Below are 15,471 nucleotides of genomic sequence, written 5' to 3' on the forward strand. Positions count from 1 at the left end.
GGGCGGTGGGACTGCTCGTCGAGCTGCAGAAGCGCATACCCGACGGATGGTTCCTGCGGCGGCTGCTGCCCGCGGTGCTGTTCGTCGTGGTGGCGACCGTGGGTGGCGGGCAGCTCGGGCAGTGCCACGGGGACGACGTGGGGCTGGCCCGCGAACGGATCGCCGGTGCGCTGCGGTTGAGCGGCGGTATGTCCGCCGACGCCGTCGCGTCCCTCGTACTCGTCGCGGTGGCGGCGGTGGCGGCCGCGTTCGCGGTGCCCTTCGCCGCCGGCGCGATCGGCGCGCTCGCGTCGGGGGCCTGGCCCTGGTGGCTGATGCCGCTGGGCCGGCGCCTCACCGCGTGGCGCGTACGGCGCTGGGCGCACCCCGACGAGATCGGGAGGGAAGCCGTCCGCGCACGCGCCGCCGGGCGACAGCTGCGCGCCGACCGGCTCGACGCGCGCCGGGCGCGTACCGGACGGGCCGGGCCCGGCTCCCCCACCTGGTCGGGCGACCGGATCCGCGCCGCCGAGGCGCAGGTCCGAGCGGAGACCGGCGTCGACATCGCGAGCGACTGGACCAGGCTGCTCCTCACCGTCCCGGACACCTCCCGGGCCGCGCTGAGCAAGGCTCGCGACGCCTACGACGCGGCGTGCGAGGCGCTCGCCTGGAGCATCGCGTTCACCCTCCTCGGCGCCTGGTGGTGGCCCGCGGCGCCCGTCGGGGCCGTGGTCTGGCTGGCCTCCTGGCGGTCGCTGCGCCGCGCGGTGGGGGCCCTGTGCCGCACCACGGAGGCCGTCTTCGCCCTTCAGCACACCGGCCACCCGACGCAGCCCTGACACGGCGCACACTCCCGGGGCTCCCGGGACGCCTCAGCTGCGGCGCGGCTCCCGTACGACCGCCACGCCCCCCGGTGACACCGTGACCGTCCCCGAGAGCCGCTCGCCGGTGAGCAGTTCCGTCGCCCCGTCGGGGACCGGGATCCCGGCGCCCCGACCGCTGTGGTCGATCAGGAAGAGGTACTCGGCGTGCGGACCGCGCCGCCGGACCGCCTCGACGCCGGGCGGAGCGGCGGCGACCGGCTCGACGCCCGCCTCCGTACGGATCCGGGTCAGCAGGTCGGCCAGAGTGGCCGGGTCGGGGCGGGTGGCCAGGTACCAGGCGGTGCCCGCGCCGTACGCGTGACGTGTCACGGCCGGGACGCCGGCCAGCGGTCCTTCCGTGTACGAGACCAGCGCCTGGGCCCCGGTGAGGCGCACGCGCTCCGACCACAGGGTGGCCGTGCCGCCCCCGCTCAGGCCCACCGGCTCGCCCGGCAGCAGCGGGAACAGCTCGTCGGACCGTACGCCGAGCGCCTCCCGGAAGGCGCCGGGGTAACCGCCCAGCCGCACATGGCAGTTCTCGTCCACCGCCCCGCTGTGGAAGCCCACCGCCAGCGTGCCGCCGCGTTCCGCGAAGCCGACCAGATTCGCCGCGCCCGCGTCGTCCACCAGGTACAGGCTCGGGGCCAGGACCAGGCGGTACGACGACAGGTCGGCGTCCGGGCGTACGAAGTCCACTGCCACGCCCGAGCGCCACAGCGGCTCGTACCAGTCCCGGACCAGGTCCTGGAAACGGAGTTCGCCGCTCGGCTGGGAGGGCAGCTCCAGGGCCCAGCGGGCGTTCCAGTCCCAGACGACGGCCACGGAGGCCGTGCCCGTGCTGCCGCGTACCTCCGCCAGGGCCTTCAGGTCGGCGCCCAGCGCCACCACGTCCTGCCAGATCCGGCTGTCCGTCCCCGCGTGCGGCAGCATCGCCGAGTGCCACTGCTCGGCACCCGCTTTCGCCGCCCGCCACTGGAAGTAGGCGATGCCGTCCGCGCCGCGTGCCACATGGGCGAGAGCGTTGCGGCGCAACTCCCCCGGGTTCTTCGCCCGGTTCACCGGTTGCCAGTTCACCGCGCCCGTGGAGTGCTCCATCAGCAGCCAGGGGCCGCCGGCGAGCGAGCGCGTCAGGTCGCCGCTGAGCGCGATGTCGATCTCCGACTCCGGATCCGTGGACCGCAGGTAGTGGTCGTTCGAGACCACGTCCAGCTCCGGGGCCCAGCGCCAGTAGTCCAGGGCGTCGAAGTTGTGCATCACCATGAAGTTGGTGGTCGCCGGCACGGCAGGGGCCGCCGCGCGCAGGACGTCGCGCTCCGCCGTGTACAGGGACAGCAACTCGTCCGAGCAGAAGCGGCGCCAGTCCAGTCGGTGGGTCGGGTTGGGGACGGCTCCGGTGGCGCGGGGCGGCAGGATCTCGTCCCAGTCGTAGTACCACTGGCTCCAGAAGGTGGTGCCCCAGGCGTGGTTCAGCGCCGCCAGGTCATCGCCGTACCTGGCCCGGAGCCACGCGCGGAAGGCCGCCGCGCTCGTGTCGCAGTAGCACTCCGCGTTGTGGCAGCCGTACTCGTTGTGGACGTGCCACATCGCCACGGCCGGGTGGTCGGCGTACCGCTGTGCCAGCGCTCCCGCGATGCGCAGGGCGGCCTCCCGGTAGGCGGGGCTGCTCGGGCAGAACGTCTGGCGGCTGCCGTACGACAGCGTGCGGCCGTCCCGGTCCACCGGCAGCGCCGTGGGGTGGGCGCGGAAGAACCACGCCGGGGGCGCGGCCGTGGGCGTGGCGAGGTCGGCGGCGATGCCGTTCTCCCGCAACAGATCCAGCAGCCGGTCCATACGGGCGAAGTCGAACTCGCCCTCGGACGGCTCCAGTAGGCCCCACGCGAAGATGCCCACGCTGACCATGGTCACGCCGGCCTCGCGCATCAGGCGCATGTCCTCGGCCCAGACCTCCTCGGGCCACTGCTCGGGGTTGTAGTCGCCGCCGTAGGCGATGCCCGGGACGGACAGCGTGCGGTTCATCGGGCAACTCCCCCGAGCAGACGGCGCGTTGTGGTCACGCCCCACTCGTCCAGCGACAGCAGCCGGTCGCTGGACGCCATCAGTCCGCCGGTCGACTCCACGTGTGCCGCCCAGCGTTCACGGGTCTCCACGGCGGGGCGGGCCATCAGACAGTCGGGGTCGTTGACCCAGAGGCGGCCGTGCTGCCACCGGCGGCCCACACCGGTGAACTCGGCGGGATCCTGCCCGGGTTGGGAGTAGTCGTCGGCCTCGGGACGGCGGTGCGGAGCCGTGTCGGGGCTGACCCGCATCGCGTCGAACAGGCCGATGGAGGGGAGGATCGGCGCGCCGCAGCCCAGCAGATACGCGTCCGCGCCGATCGCCTCGCGGACGAGCGAGATGCCTTCGCGGTACGCCGTCAGCGCGTCGTCCGAGGAATGCCGTACGCCGTCCAGCGCGCCCGCGTACAGGAAGTCGACCTTGAAGTAGTCGTAACCCTCGGCGCGCAGGGTCCTGAACACGTCCGTCAGATACGCCGCCGCGTCAGGATGCGTCGTGTCCAGGACGCACAGGTCGTGCCCCCAGTTGCGGCCCGCGTGCGCGAAGCCGCCCTGCGGGTCCCGTACCAGCCACTGCGGATGCTCGGCCGCCAGTTCGCTCGCCGGGTCGACCAGGAACGGTGCCGTCCAGATGCCCGCCCTGCGGCCCCGCGCGCGGATGGCCTCCGCGATCCCGGCGCGGGAGCGGAAGCGGCCGGACAACGTCAGCCAGTCGCCCAGCGCACTCTGGTAGCCGTCGTCGATCTGGACGACGTCGATGGGCAGGTCGAGGGTGTCCATCGCGCGGAGGTTCTCGTGGATGTCCTCCTCGGTGACCGCGGTGAAGTACTCGTACCAGGAGCACCAGACGGTGGGCGCCGGTCGCGGGGCGACGAGACCGAGGCCCTGCGCCCACGTGGCCAGGGCCGACTGGATGTCCCTGCCGGTCAGTTCCCGAACGGGCCCGTCGGCGCTGACCTCCGCCCGTTCGCCGTGCACTTCCAGGCGGATGGAGGGGACGGCGTGCAGCGGATCGGCCGCCGCCCACAGCCGCACCGGCGAGCCGTCACCGGGGGCGAGCGCCAGGAGTCCCTCCCCCTGGAAGACGCCGGACGGGACGGTGCGCCCGGGCCGATAGCAGACGGTCGCCCAGTTGTCGTCGGTCGGGCGGTACGGCTTGTCGCCGAGGGCATAGGCGCCGCTGGGGCTCCAGGACTGCCAGCCCTCCTCGTGGACCCGGGCGGTGCGCGGGTCCACGGGCACAAGGGCGAGGGGCGTGAAGGGGTGGGGCACGGTGGTTCTCTTTCAAAGGGTCGGGCGTCGGCCACGACATCAGGTCGGGCGTCAGCCCTTGTTGGCACCGAGCGTGAGGCCGCTGACGAACTGGCGCTGCAGCACGAAGTACACGATCAGCGTCGGGATCGCGGTGAGCAGGGCGCCGGCGGCGACCAGGTTGGGGTCGGTGAAGTACTGCCCGGAGAGGTTCTTCAGGGCCGAGGTGATCGGCATGTTCTCGCCGGTCGAGATGAGGACGATGGCCCAGAAGAAGTCGTTGTAGATCCAGATGGACAGCAGCGTCGCCAGGGCCGCCATCGCCGGGCGGCACAGCGGCAGCACGATCTGCCAGTACTGCCGCCACACCGAGGCGCCGTCGACGAGCGCGGCCTCGGTGAGCTCGTGCGGCAGCATGCGCATGTAGTTGCTCAGCACGAAGGCGCAGAAGCCGGACTGGAACGCTATGTGGATGAGGACCAGGCCGAGCGCGGAGTCGTACAGCTTGCCGCTGACCGTGATGCCGGGCAGGTCGATGAGCAGGAACATGCGGTAGAGGGGGGTGATGATGACCTGCTGCGGCAGCAGGTTGCCCGCCGTGAAGACCAGCAGCAGGGCGAGGTTGACGCGGAAGTCGAACCGGCTGACGTAGAAGGCGACCATCGACGACAGGAACAGCGTCAGCAGCACCGCGGGGACGGCGATGAGCAGCGTGTTGCCGAAGTAGTGCGCCATGTCCGACTGCGTGAACGCGTTCGTGAAGTTGTCGAAGCTCAGCTTGTCGGGCCAGGAGACATAGCCCTTCGTGCTGGTCTCGGCGTATGGACGCATGGCCGCGTACAGCGCCCAGAGCAGCGGGGCCAGCCAGGCCAGCGCGGCGCCCGCGAGGAACAGGTGCAGCAGCAGCCGGGCGGGGCGGACGGGCGCGCGCCTTTTCGGCGCGACAGTGGCGGTGCTCATGCTCGCCGCTCCTTCCGGAAGGTGCTCACCAGGTACGGAATGATCACGACGAGCGAGATCAGCAGCAGGACGACCGCGATGGCGGACCCGTATCCGATACGGCTGGACTCGCCGATGATGTTGTCGGTCACGAGGATCGAGAGCAGTTCGGTGCCTTGGGCTCCGCCGTTGAAGACGTAGACGAGGTCGAAGGCGCGCAGCGACTCGATGATGGTGACGACCAGCACGATGGTGTTGGTGGGGCGCAGCGTCGGGAAGATGACGTTCTTGAAGGTCTGCCATTCGTTGGCGCCGTCGAGCGAGGACGCCTCGCGCAGCGAGGGATCGACGCCCTTCAGACCGGCCAGGTAGAGGATCATCATGTAGCCGGTGTGCCGCCAGGAGGCGGCGATGAGGATCGCCCACAGGTTGAGGTGCGGGTCGCCGATCCAGTCGATGTAGTGGCCGGGCTTGTTGGCCCCGATGAGGCTGTTGATCAGGCCCGTGTCGGGGTTGTAGACGAGTTGCCAGACGAAGCCGATGCACGCCATCGACACGACCACCGGCAGGAAGAACGCGGTCTGGTACACCCTGCTGAACCGGATCTTCTTGTCCAGTTGCACGGCCAGGAGGAGTCCGAGCGGGGTCGGGATCAGGATCAGGACCACGAACCAGATGACGTTGTGCTGGACGGCGGGCCAGAACTGCGGGTTCTGGGTGAACAGTTCGCGGAAGTTCTGCAGCCCGACCCACCTGATGGAGTCGAAGCCGATGCCGTCCCAGGTGGTGAAGGCGAGGGCGACGGAGGCGAGGGCGGTCACCCAGACGAGCGCGATGTGCAGGATCGTCGGGACGCCCGCCATCAGGCCCAGCGTGAACCGGTCGCGACGGGTGAGGAGGCGGCGGTGTCCCCGCGGCCCCCTCTTGCCGGGTGCGGGGGCCGGAGGCGGCGCGAGGGCCGCCTCCGGCATCTCAGCGGTGCTGGTGTCGGTGCTCATGAGGACGCGAAGATCGTCTTCTTCTGGCGCTCGATCGACGAGAGCAGGCTGTCCACGCCCTTGGGGTCGCGGACGAACTTCTGCAGCGCGGGCTGCATCACCGTGGAGGTGAAGTCGGGCCGGCTGTCGCGGTCCATGTACTGCGTGAGGTTCTTGGCCCCGCTGATCAGGTCGTACCCCTTCTTCTGCATGGCGCTGTAGGAGGAGGTGTCGGCCTTGGTGGAGGCGGCGACCACGTTCGGGTCGGACTTGAGGTAGATCTGCTCGGCGGCCGGGGAGCCCAGGTACTCCAGGAGCTTGACGGCACCGGCGTGGTTCTTCGGGGCCTTGCTGAGCATGAAGCCGTCCGTCGGGGCCTCGACGGTGTCCTGCCCGTACGAGGGGTCGATCTCCGGGAACGGGAAGAAGTCCAGGTCTTCCCGGTCGGCGGCGCTGGTGAACTGCTGGCCCACGAACATGCCCAGCAGGTACATGCCGGCCTTCTTCGACACCAGGGTCTGGGCCGCGTCCTGCCAGGTGCGGCCGACGGCGCCGTCCTGGTGGTAGGGGAGGATCTCGGCCCAGTTGTCGAAGGCGGCGCGGGTGCGCTTGTCGGTCCAGGATGCCTTTCCGGCCATCAGCTCGACGTGGAAGTCGTAGCCGTTCGTCCGGAAGTTGATCTGGTCGAAGGTGCCGAGCGCGGGCCACTCGTCCTTGTCGCCGAAGGCGATCGGGACCAGGTTGTCCTTCTTCATCTGCTTGCACAGGGCGATGAACTGGGCCCAGGTGGTGGGGACTTCGTAGCCGTGCTGCTTGAAGACGCTCTTCCGGTAGAAAATCGCCCAGGGGTACGTGTACAGCGGGACGAAGTAGTACTTGCCGTCCTCGCCCTTGCTGAGCGCCTTCATCGCGTCGGGGAAGTCGCCCTCGATCGTCTTCCACACGTCGTCGATCGGGGTGGCCAGCTTCTTGCCCGCGAAGAACTGCATGCGGTAGCCGGCGAACCAGTTGAACACGTCGTCGGGCGTGCCCTGGAGGTAGGAGTTGATCTGCTCCTGGAAGGTGTTGTGGTCCTTGGTGTTCACGTCGACCGTGATGCCGGACTGCTTCTTGAAGGCCGCGTAGATGTCGGCGAAAGCCTTCTTCGGCACGGCGTCCGACGCGTTGGAGCCGAGGGTCAGGGTCTTCGGGTCACTGGCCGCGCCGCTGCCGGCGCAGGCGCTGAGAAAGGGTATGGACGCGCCGAGCGCGGCCGCTCCGCCGATGCCGCGCAGCAGGGTGCGGCGGCTGGGACCCGGGACGGAGAGACCGGAGGGGGAAAGGTGGTGCATGAGCGGCTCCTGACGGGCATGTGTCCGGTCGCGGGGAGAGCCGAGTTGAGCCAGATCGAAATCGACCAGAAATCAACTCGACCGAACATCGTGGGCGCAATAACAGCCGTATGTCTTGTCATGCGTCAAGAGATGTCGGGCGCCTTTGTTGAAATGTGATCGTGGCACCGTGATCAAATCCGCCGACCGGGGGCTCACCGCGGCGGCCGGGGACCGGGGCGGGGTCGCAGCCGTGCACCGCCGGTCGGCCCGGCGAGCGCGCGAGTTGCCCTGGCAGGGGCCGACCGGGGTGGCCGCGATGCCGCTACGAGCGAGCCGTCCACGCTGCGGGTGGACTTCCCGGCCGGCCGCGCCGCGGCAGCCGTGCGCCGCCGGTCGGCCCGGCGAGCGCGCGAGTTGCCCTGGCAGGGGCCGACCGGGGTGGCCGCGATGCCGCTACGAGCGAGCCGTCCACGCTGCGGGTGGACTTCCCGGCCGGCCGCGCCGCGGTGGGCGGATCAGCCGATCTTGACGGTCTTGGAGACCGTGACCTGGTCGATGTCGCTGGTACGCACCGTGACGTTCATCGTCCAGGTGCCGGCCAGCGGGAGCGTGAGGCCGTCCGTGCCCCAGTAGCCGCCCTTGTCGGTGAGCTCCGCGTCGAGCGGGCCGACCTTCTGCGCGGCCAGCGTGAAGGTCAGACGCAGTTCGGGGACGGTCGCGATGCCTCCGTCGGGACCCAGGATCACGGCCTGCACCGAGTTCTCGCCCACCCGGCCCGGCGTCAGCTCTATCTGCACCTTGCCGTGCCCGCCCGGCGTACCGACGTCGAAGGGGACCAGCGTCGTCGACGACGTGGGCTGCCCGGGGGCCGTGGTCGAGGCCACCGCGGTCTCCTCGGCAGCCCGCCCCGGCTGAGTCCCGGTCAGCAGGGTGGTGATCACCAGGACGACGATCCCGACGGTGACCTCGGCGAGGACGGAGCGGCGCAGAGCCCGGCGGTACGCGGCAGGCTCACCCGAGCCCGAGCCCGAGCCCGAGCCCGAGCCCGAGCCCGAGCCCGAGCCCGAGCCCGAGCCGGAGCCGGAACCGGAACCGGAAACTGAGCCGGAACCGGAGCCTGGACCTGAGCCCGGCTCAGGGGTGGCCTCGGCTGGTACGTCCTCGGGGGCCACCGTCTCCGCGACAGCGGGACCGCCGACCGGCACAGCCACCCGTTCCGCCGGAACGGTCACGGGAGCGGCGGTCTCCGCCATCACCAGCCGCCCCGTCCAGCGCCGCGAGTACGCCGCCCCCGCCAGCAGGAGCAGCACCCCGCACAGCTTGACGACGAGGATCCTGCCGTACGACGTCGAGGTCAGGGCGTCCCACGAGCCGAGGCCGCGCCAGGACTGGTAGACGCCGGTGGCGGCGAGGACGGCTACCGAGGCGAGGGCGAGCCGGGAGAAGCGGGTGACGACGGCCGTGGGCAGGGGCTCGTCCGGACGGTGCAGCGCGGTGAGCAGGGCGGTCAGGCCGCCGAGCCAGACCGCCATGGCGAGCAGGTGCAGCACGGCGGAGACCATCGCGGCGGGGACCTGGATCCCGGCGGAGGCGTGCTCGGCCGCGGCCCACGTGACCGCGAGAGCGAGGGCGAGCGTTCCGCCGAGCGCGAGGACCCCGCGCGCCTGCCCGCGCTCCCGTACGCGCACGCGTTCGGGCAGGAAGGCGGCCGCCATCAGCAGCACCAGCCGGGCCACCAGGACCACCCCGGGCCTGCTCGTCAGCGTCTCGCGCAGGGCCGCCGGGTCGAAGGCCGAGGCGACCCCCGTGCCGCGCTCGTAGGGCCCGCGCAGCAGCAGCAGCGCGAGCGTCGACAGCAGCAGGGTCCACCAGCCGGCCTGCAGCAGGCGCCGCACGCTGCCCGGGTACCCGCAGGCCAGCACGAAGGCGCCCACGCCGATGAGCAGGGCCAGACCGCCGTACGCGACGTAGCGGGCGATGTCGTAGAGGGTGGCCGAGGCGGCGTCGGCGGCGGGTGCGGTGGGCACGGCGGCACTGGTCGCGGAGGGTTCGCCGATGGAGAAGGTGAAGGCGCCCGAGACCGGGTGGCTGTCCGCCGAGACGACCCGCCAGACCACGGTGAACGTGCCGGTGCCCAGTCCGCGCGGCAGCGTCACGCGTGCGGTGGAGGACCGGTCGCCCGCGTGGCCCGGCTTGCCCGTGTGGACACGCCGGTTCTCCGGGGTGAGCACGCGGAAGGAGTCGTCGAGGAGGCCGACGGACTCGCTGAACGTCAGCGTGACCTGCCGCGGGGCCGACTTCAGCACGCTGCCGTCCTGCGGATCGGAGCCCGTCAGCGCGGCGTGCGCGGACGCGCCGCCCACGCCGCCGAAGAGGACAAGGGCCAGGACCCCGATGATCAGGCTCAGGCCCCGGACGATGCGCCGCCGGTCTCGCTGTCCGCTCACACGCCGTCTCCGTCTCACGCTTCCAGAGTCTCGGATACGTACGGACGAATCCGGCGGCGTACTCACCCGCCGCAGCGTGAGATCACTCCCCAAAGGCCGCCTTCCTGGTGAGGAAGGCGAGTCGGGCGCGGTTCTCGGGCAGGTACACGTCCGGAAGGTCGATTTCGGGCAGCACGACGGCCGGTCCCGGGTCGAAGCCCTGCCGCTCGAAGCGGGCGATCGCCTTCTCGTTGCGTTCGCCGGGGTCGACGACGACCCGCTCGCGGTCCAGGCCGACCAGCACGTACGTGGTGAAGGCGACCAGCAGCGAAGAGGAGAAACCCGAGCGCGCGCCGGCCTGTCCGGGCGGCCCGATCAACAGGTGGACGCCCATGTCGCCCGGCTCGACGTCGTAGCACTCGCTGACGCGGTCGGCCTCGGGCTCGTAGGCCTGCCTGGAAGAGCGCGACCGGTTCGCCGTCCCTGACCGCGAGGAAGGCGTGGTGGGTGTGGAGCGAGGCGAGATGCAGATACGTGTCCAGGACCTGCTGCTTCGTCAACCCGTTCATCCCCCAGAACCCGGCCCGCTCCTGGGCCACCCAGGTGTGCACGATGTCGAGGTCCGCGTGCGGGTCGAGGGGCAGGATCCGGACGGTGCCGAAGCCGTCGACCAGCTGCTCGTGAACGGCCTCGCGGTCGCGCCCGTACGGCTCAGTCGTCATGGTTCTCCTTGGTCAGCTCGTTCCAGTCGGTGGCCACCGGGACCAGATCCCCCTTGAGCCACAAGGGGAGTCGGTCGCGGTGGTGGGCCGCGCCCGGGACGCCGTCGGCGCCGAGGGGAACCACCCAGAGGTTGTTGTCGCGGTCGGCGAGATCCCAGACGTAGCGGGCGGCGGGGCCTCGCGCGCTCAGGTCGGTCAGACCGGGCACCGCCGACGTGCACAGCACGCAGTCGTGGTCGCCGGAGAGCCGAGGGGCCCGGTACGAGGGGTCGGGGAGCGCGCGCCACGGGGCGAGCCGGTGGGTGTCACCCCAGGTGCCCGGCGTGCGGCCCGCCGCCACCTCCTCGACGGCGTCCCGCCCCACGGCGTCGCGGTCGATGCCGTACAACTCCTCGGCCTTCAGCAGGTTTTCGAGGGCGAAGCCGACGCGCGGGGTGAGGGCGAGCCAGGGGAGGAAGACCTCCGGGTAGGCGGGCGGATCGGTCAGCTCGGCCAGCGCGGGGTGCGCGGGGTGCGCGGGGTGCGCGGGGTGCGCGGGGTGCGCGGGGTGCGCGGGGATCGTACGCGAGGGGTGAAGACGGCATGGGCCGCGGTCATGGCTGGGAGGGCGCGGTCCTCAAGCTGCTGCGCGCCAGGGATTTCACCTTCACGGTGACCGGCGCCGAGGACGTCACGCCGCGCTACCGGCGGCTGCGCCTCGCCGACGGCGGCATGCTCGCGGCGACCGGGGCCCACCCGACCATGTGGGTACGACTGTGGTTCGACGACGCGGGCAAACCGCATCAGCGGGCGTTCACGCTCGTCGGTCCCGCCCCGGCGGCCGGGACCTTCGACCTGGAGTTCGCCCTGCACGAGGGCCGCGCCGGCGACTGGCGCGGGCGGCCGCGCCCGGGGACACCATCGAGGCGACGGTCCACGGCACCGGCTTCGAGCGGCCCCGGCCCGACCCCTCGCGCGTCTTCGCGATCGCCGACCCGGCATCGCTTCCCGCCCTCAACTCCCTTCTCGACGCGCTGGATTCGGCACCGGCGGCCATCTGGTTCGAGGGCACGCCGAACGACCTCCCCCTCCGCGTGGATCCGGACCGGCACGAGGTGCGCCACATGCCGCGGCTGCGCTCCGGCGCGCACCTGGTCGAGACAGTGCGCGCCGAACGACGGTCGCGCGTCGCGCCCGGCTGCGCCCGGCAGGCGGTCGGGCGATCATCGACCCATGAATGTCACTCTTCACCTCGCCCAGGACCCCGAGGCCGACGAACTCCTCGGCCGCAGTCCGCTCGCCGCACTGATCGGGATGCTGCTGGACCAGCAAGTGCCGATGGAGTGGGCGTTCAAGGGCCCGTCGACCATCGCCCAGCGGCTGGGCACGGACGACCTGGACGCGCACGAGATCGCGGCGAACGCCCCCGAGGCCTTCGCCGCGCTCCTGTCGGAGAAGCCGGCCGTGCACCGCTACCCGGGATCGATGGCCAAGCGGATCCAGCAGCTGTGTCAGTACCTCGTCGAGCACTACGACGGGGACGCGAGCGCGATCTGGGAGGGTGTCGAAACCGGGCAGGAACTGCTGAAGCGGTTGGAGGCCCTGCCCGGGTTCGGCAAGCAGAAGGCGCAGATCTTCCTCGCGCTCCTCGGCAAGCAGTTCGGCGTACACCCCAAGGGGTGGCGCGAGGCCGCGGGCGCCTATGGCGAGCCGAAGTCCTTCCGCTCGGTGGCGGACATCACCGGCCCGGAATCCCTGGCCAAGGTCCGCGCCCACAAACAGGAGATGAAGGCGGCGGCCAAGGCAGCGAAGGCATCCGGCCGGTAGGCCCCGGGTGTTTTTCGCCCCCTCCGCCCCTGCCCGTCCCGTCCCTGGGGGCTGCCGCCCCCAGACCCCCGCCAAAAGATTGCGCAGTTCCCCGCGCCCCTTTTCAGGGGCGCGGGCAACTGGGGGAACGGGGTCCGGGGCGGAGCCCCAGGTCGGGACGGGCGGGGGCGGCGGGGGCGGAAACCCCCCGCCCACCGACCCCGCCGTGTCCACCGCTCGGCTCATCCCAGTGGCGGGCGCCCCCGGGCCGTTCACAGCATGGGTCATGACCGAGCCACCGAGCGGCTCCCCCTGGGGCCCGGAGTACGACGACGACCGCCACGTGCACGCCGCGAAGGAGGCGCGCGCCCCCACGGTCGAGCCCGAAGGCCCCCTGCACTTCCTCTCCCGCGCCACCTGGCAGACCGTCCTGGTCGCCGGCCTCGCCGCCCTGGTGCTCGGCGTCCTGGTGCTGATCTGGCCGGGCGCCTCGCTCCTCGCCGCGGGAGTGCTCTTCGGCCTCTATCTGATCTTCAGCGGCGTTCTGCAACTCGTCGCCGCCTTCGGCACCCACGCGGCGACGTCCCTCCGCGTGATGGCGTTCATCAGCGGCACGCTGTCCATCCTGCTGGGCCTCTTCTGCTTCCGGGGCGCGATGCAGTCGATCCTGCTGCTCGCCCTGTGGATCGGCATCGGCTGGCTGTTCCGCGGCATCACCCAGACCATCGCCGCCGCCTCCGACCCGAGCGTGCCGGCCCGCGGCTGGCAGGTCCTCCTCGGAATCGTCAGCCTTCTCGCCGGAATCGTGCTGATCGCGTCCCCGTTCGAGTCGGTCGCCGTCCTCACCGTCGTCGGCGGCTGCTGGCTCGTCGCGGTCGGCATCATCGAGATCATCATGGCGTTCCGGATCCGCTCCGGCGCCCGGTCCGTCCCCCGCATCGTGTGACCGCTCCCCGACGCCGCCCGGCGTCCCCGGACGTCAACCCGGCGACCGCCGGGTACGCCAACAGGGCGGATCTCCCGGCAGACCCGATGAACCACCGGCCCCCGGTGGGGAGATGACGTCTTATGAGCCCCGCTCCGCGCCACTCGCACCCGCTGCCCCGGCGCGCGCGAGCGCGGGGAGGGGCTCCTTCGAGTGCCTGGCTGCGGATTCTCATCGTGCTCATCGTCGCGATGCTCGCCACGGGCGCACACCCCGAGGTGTTCGCCACGTCCGCCGCCACCACCACGGCCACCGCCGGATCGGGTACCGCCGAACACGACGTACCCGATACGGCCCTGCGACCGCCCAGCCGCCAGGGACACCGTCCCCTCACCGCCCTGGGCCCCGACGCGGGCCACTCCGAGCGGGAAGCAGGCCCCCGCCCCGTTCGGGCACCCGCACCGAGCTCGTGCTCCCCCGCTCTGCACGCCCTGCACGCCCTGCACGCCCTGCGCTGCGTGGTCCTGCGCTGCTGACGGACCCGGCTTCCGGAACGGTCCCTCACCAGCGAACACAAGGACACCCCCATGCCCAACGACCCCTACGCGGTGCTGCGCGCCCTGCTGCGCGCGGAAGCCGTACGCAACGCACCGAAGCCGGACCACCGCCCCGAGCCGGACGGACAACCGTCCGACCGGTACCTGTCGGACGGACAACTTCCCGGCGGGCCGGCGCCGATCACCCCCATCAAGGAACACGGCCGCGACTGATCACGGAAGGCGACCGCTTCTTCCCCTTCACCGGGAGGGAGCGGGCGCCCCTCACCCGGATGGAGCGGTCGCCCCTCACCCGGATGGAGCGGTCGCCGCCCCTCACCGGGACGGAGCGGGCGCCTACCGCCGGCGCCGCGCCGTCCCGAAGAGCGACCTGGTGATCTCCCGCCCGATCTGCGTGCCGACGGACCGGGCGAGGGACTCGAACAGGCCGCTGCCGACGACCTCGCAGCAGTTCGCCGGTGTCGAACTCCGGCTCCCCGAAGAACGGGCTCATGCCCTGCGCCTCGAAGGCGGTGAGGGAACGGAGGATCACGCCGGCCGTGGCGGTGGACAGCCCGCCGATGCCCTTCAGTTCCTGCTTGCCCTCGTCCGAGGTCAGAAAGGCGACCACCGCACGCAGGTCCTTGAGGTCGACCAGTTCCAGGCCCTTCTGGTCGGCGTAGTGGAAGATCAGACCGAGCGACTGCTCCTGGGTCCGATTGAGTTGGAGCACCTTGGACAGCAGCACCGGACCGAAGCTGGTGACCGTGGCCCGTACGGGGATGCCATGGCCCATGCCGCCGAGCGCGTAGAACTCGGTGGGGCACCCGGCGGGCGTCCACTCCTGGTGGACGTGCCGGGCGCGCTCCTGGACCGTGTCGTTCGACACGCCCGGCGCCGACACTCCCGACACATCGCCCTTGATGTCGGCGAGGAAGACGGGCACCCCCTGGGCCGACAGCTGCTCGGCGATCAGCTGGAGGGTCTTGGTCTTGCCGGTGCCGGTGGCGCCCGCGACCAGGCCGTGCTATCGGCAGCGGGATGCGGATCTGCAGGTCGGGCAGGCACTGCCCGACCCAGAGCAGGGCGCCGAGATCGAGGGCGGGGCCGGAGAAGGCATACCCGGAGGCGATCTCCAGGGCCTCCTGAGGGAGAGCGGGAGCGCTGCCGGCCTTCTCGGGAGCGATGGCTGAAGCCGTCTTGGGGGCGGTGGCCGGGGCCGACCGTGGATCGGTGGCGGCAGGCACAGTCTCGCTGTCGCTCATATCAGGCCCCTGCTTCCCGATTTGCGCGGATTTACGGCATCAACGGCGTCTTTTCCAGCGTCGCACTCCGTCGCCATGGCTGCGCCCGGAAGGTCTTGACCGGTAGGCTTTCCGTGTGATCTTCAAGCGCATCGGAAACGGACGGCCGTACCCCGACCACGGCCGGGAAAGCACCCGGCAGTGGGCGGACGTCGCGCCGCGCCCGGTCCGCCTCGATCAGCTCGTGACGACCAAGGGCCAGCTCGACCTGGAAACACTGCTCGCCGAGGACTCGACGTTCTACGGCGACCTCTTCGCGCACGTCGTGAAGTGGCAGGGCGACCTGTACCTGGAGGACGGCCTGCACCGCGCCGTCCGCGCCGCGCTCCAGCAGCGCCAGGTCCTCCACGCGCGTGTGCTCGAGCTCGACTGACAGGCCCCCTTTCCAAGGCTCGGT

Annotated in this window: 12 protein-coding genes and 4 pseudogenes; 7 read left to right on the forward strand and 9 right to left on the reverse strand. The window is 71.5% G+C overall.

The window, feature by feature from the left end:
* Positions 1-5 precede the first annotated feature (5 nt).
* Positions 6-818: a hypothetical protein gene (locus OG390_RS24890; RefSeq protein ID WP_406171161.1), complete on the forward strand. Its 813-nt coding sequence runs from the start codon at positions 6-8 to the stop codon at positions 816-818.
* A 33-nt stretch (positions 819-851) separates the two neighbouring features.
* Here OG390_RS24890 and OG390_RS24895 read toward each other — a convergent pair whose 3' ends face one another.
* The 8 genes and pseudogenes from OG390_RS24895 to OG390_RS24930 all read right to left on the reverse strand — a co-directional run.
* Positions 852-2,858, reverse strand: coding sequence for a beta-galactosidase (locus OG390_RS24895; RefSeq protein ID WP_406171163.1), 2,007 nt, complete (start codon positions 2,856-2,858; stop codon positions 852-854).
* Positions 2,855-4,168 carry a glycoside hydrolase family 36 protein gene (locus OG390_RS24900; protein WP_406171165.1) on the reverse strand — a complete coding sequence of 438 codons (1,314 nt, stop codon included), beginning with the start codon at positions 4,166-4,168 and terminating at the stop codon, positions 2,855-2,857. Before OG390_RS24900 ends, OG390_RS24895 begins: the two co-directional genes overlap by 4 nt.
* Before the next feature lie 51 nt (positions 4,169-4,219).
* On the reverse strand, positions 4,220-5,107 hold the full coding sequence (locus OG390_RS24905; protein ID WP_406171166.1) for a carbohydrate ABC transporter permease: 888 nt from the start codon (positions 5,105-5,107) through the stop codon (positions 4,220-4,222).
* Positions 5,104-6,084, reverse strand: a complete 981-nt coding sequence (locus OG390_RS24910) for a carbohydrate ABC transporter permease (RefSeq protein ID WP_406171168.1) — start codon at positions 6,082-6,084, stop codon at positions 5,104-5,106. The genes OG390_RS24905 and OG390_RS24910 overlap by 4 nt, the downstream gene beginning before the upstream one ends.
* On the reverse strand, positions 6,081-7,394 hold the full coding sequence (locus OG390_RS24915; protein WP_406171170.1) for an ABC transporter substrate-binding protein: 1,314 nt from the start codon (positions 7,392-7,394) through the stop codon (positions 6,081-6,083). Before OG390_RS24915 ends, OG390_RS24910 begins: the two co-directional genes overlap by 4 nt.
* 497 nt (positions 7,395-7,891) lie before the next feature.
* Entirely contained in the window at positions 7,892-9,823 is a 1,932-nt protein-coding gene (locus OG390_RS24920) for a copper resistance CopC/CopD family protein (RefSeq protein WP_406171172.1), read from the reverse strand.
* Between the two features lie 82 nt (positions 9,824-9,905).
* Positions 9,906-10,524 (reverse strand): annotated as a pseudogene (locus OG390_RS24925) (GNAT family N-acetyltransferase).
* Positions 10,514-11,032 (reverse strand): annotated as a pseudogene (locus OG390_RS24930) (penicillin acylase family protein); the annotation flags it as partial. The pseudogenes OG390_RS24925 and OG390_RS24930, both read right to left, overlap by 11 nt.
* Positions 11,033-11,106: 74 nt before the next feature.
* Here OG390_RS24930 and OG390_RS24935 point away from each other — a divergent pair.
* The 5 genes and pseudogenes from OG390_RS24935 to OG390_RS24955 form a co-directional block, all read left to right on the forward strand.
* Positions 11,107-11,678: pseudogene (locus tag OG390_RS24935) on the forward strand (siderophore-interacting protein); the annotation flags it as partial.
* Positions 11,679-11,736: 58 nt separating this feature from the next.
* Positions 11,737-12,330, forward strand: coding sequence for an HhH-GPD-type base excision DNA repair protein (locus OG390_RS24940; protein ID WP_406171174.1), 594 nt, complete (start codon positions 11,737-11,739; stop codon positions 12,328-12,330).
* A 265-nt stretch (positions 12,331-12,595) separates the two neighbouring features.
* Entirely contained in the window at positions 12,596-13,255 is a 660-nt protein-coding gene (locus OG390_RS24945; RefSeq protein WP_406171176.1) for an HdeD family acid-resistance protein, read from the forward strand.
* A gap of 122 nt (positions 13,256-13,377) precedes the next feature.
* On the forward strand, positions 13,378-13,770 hold the full coding sequence (locus OG390_RS24950) for a hypothetical protein (RefSeq protein WP_406171178.1): 393 nt from the start codon (positions 13,378-13,380) through the stop codon (positions 13,768-13,770).
* 51 nt (positions 13,771-13,821) lie between these two features.
* Positions 13,822-14,004, forward strand: a complete 183-nt coding sequence (locus OG390_RS24955) for a hypothetical protein (RefSeq protein ID WP_406178373.1) — start codon at positions 13,822-13,824, stop codon at positions 14,002-14,004.
* Between the two features lie 229 nt (positions 14,005-14,233).
* On the opposite strand, the pseudogene OG390_RS24960 reads toward OG390_RS24955, so the two are convergent.
* Positions 14,234-15,035 (reverse strand): annotated as a pseudogene (locus OG390_RS24960) (helicase HerA-like domain-containing protein); the annotation flags it as partial.
* Positions 15,036-15,150: 115 nt separating this feature from the next.
* Here OG390_RS24960 and OG390_RS24965 point away from each other — a divergent pair.
* Positions 15,151-15,447, forward strand: a complete 297-nt coding sequence (locus OG390_RS24965) for a type II toxin-antitoxin system VapB family antitoxin (RefSeq protein WP_003999914.1) — start codon at positions 15,151-15,153, stop codon at positions 15,445-15,447.
* Positions 15,448-15,471 lie beyond the last annotated feature (24 nt).

The sequence above is a fragment of the Streptomyces sp. NBC_00996 genome (assembly GCF_045162675.1).
In the GTDB taxonomy this organism is placed as follows: Bacteria; Actinomycetota; Actinomycetes; order Streptomycetales; family Streptomycetaceae; genus Streptomyces.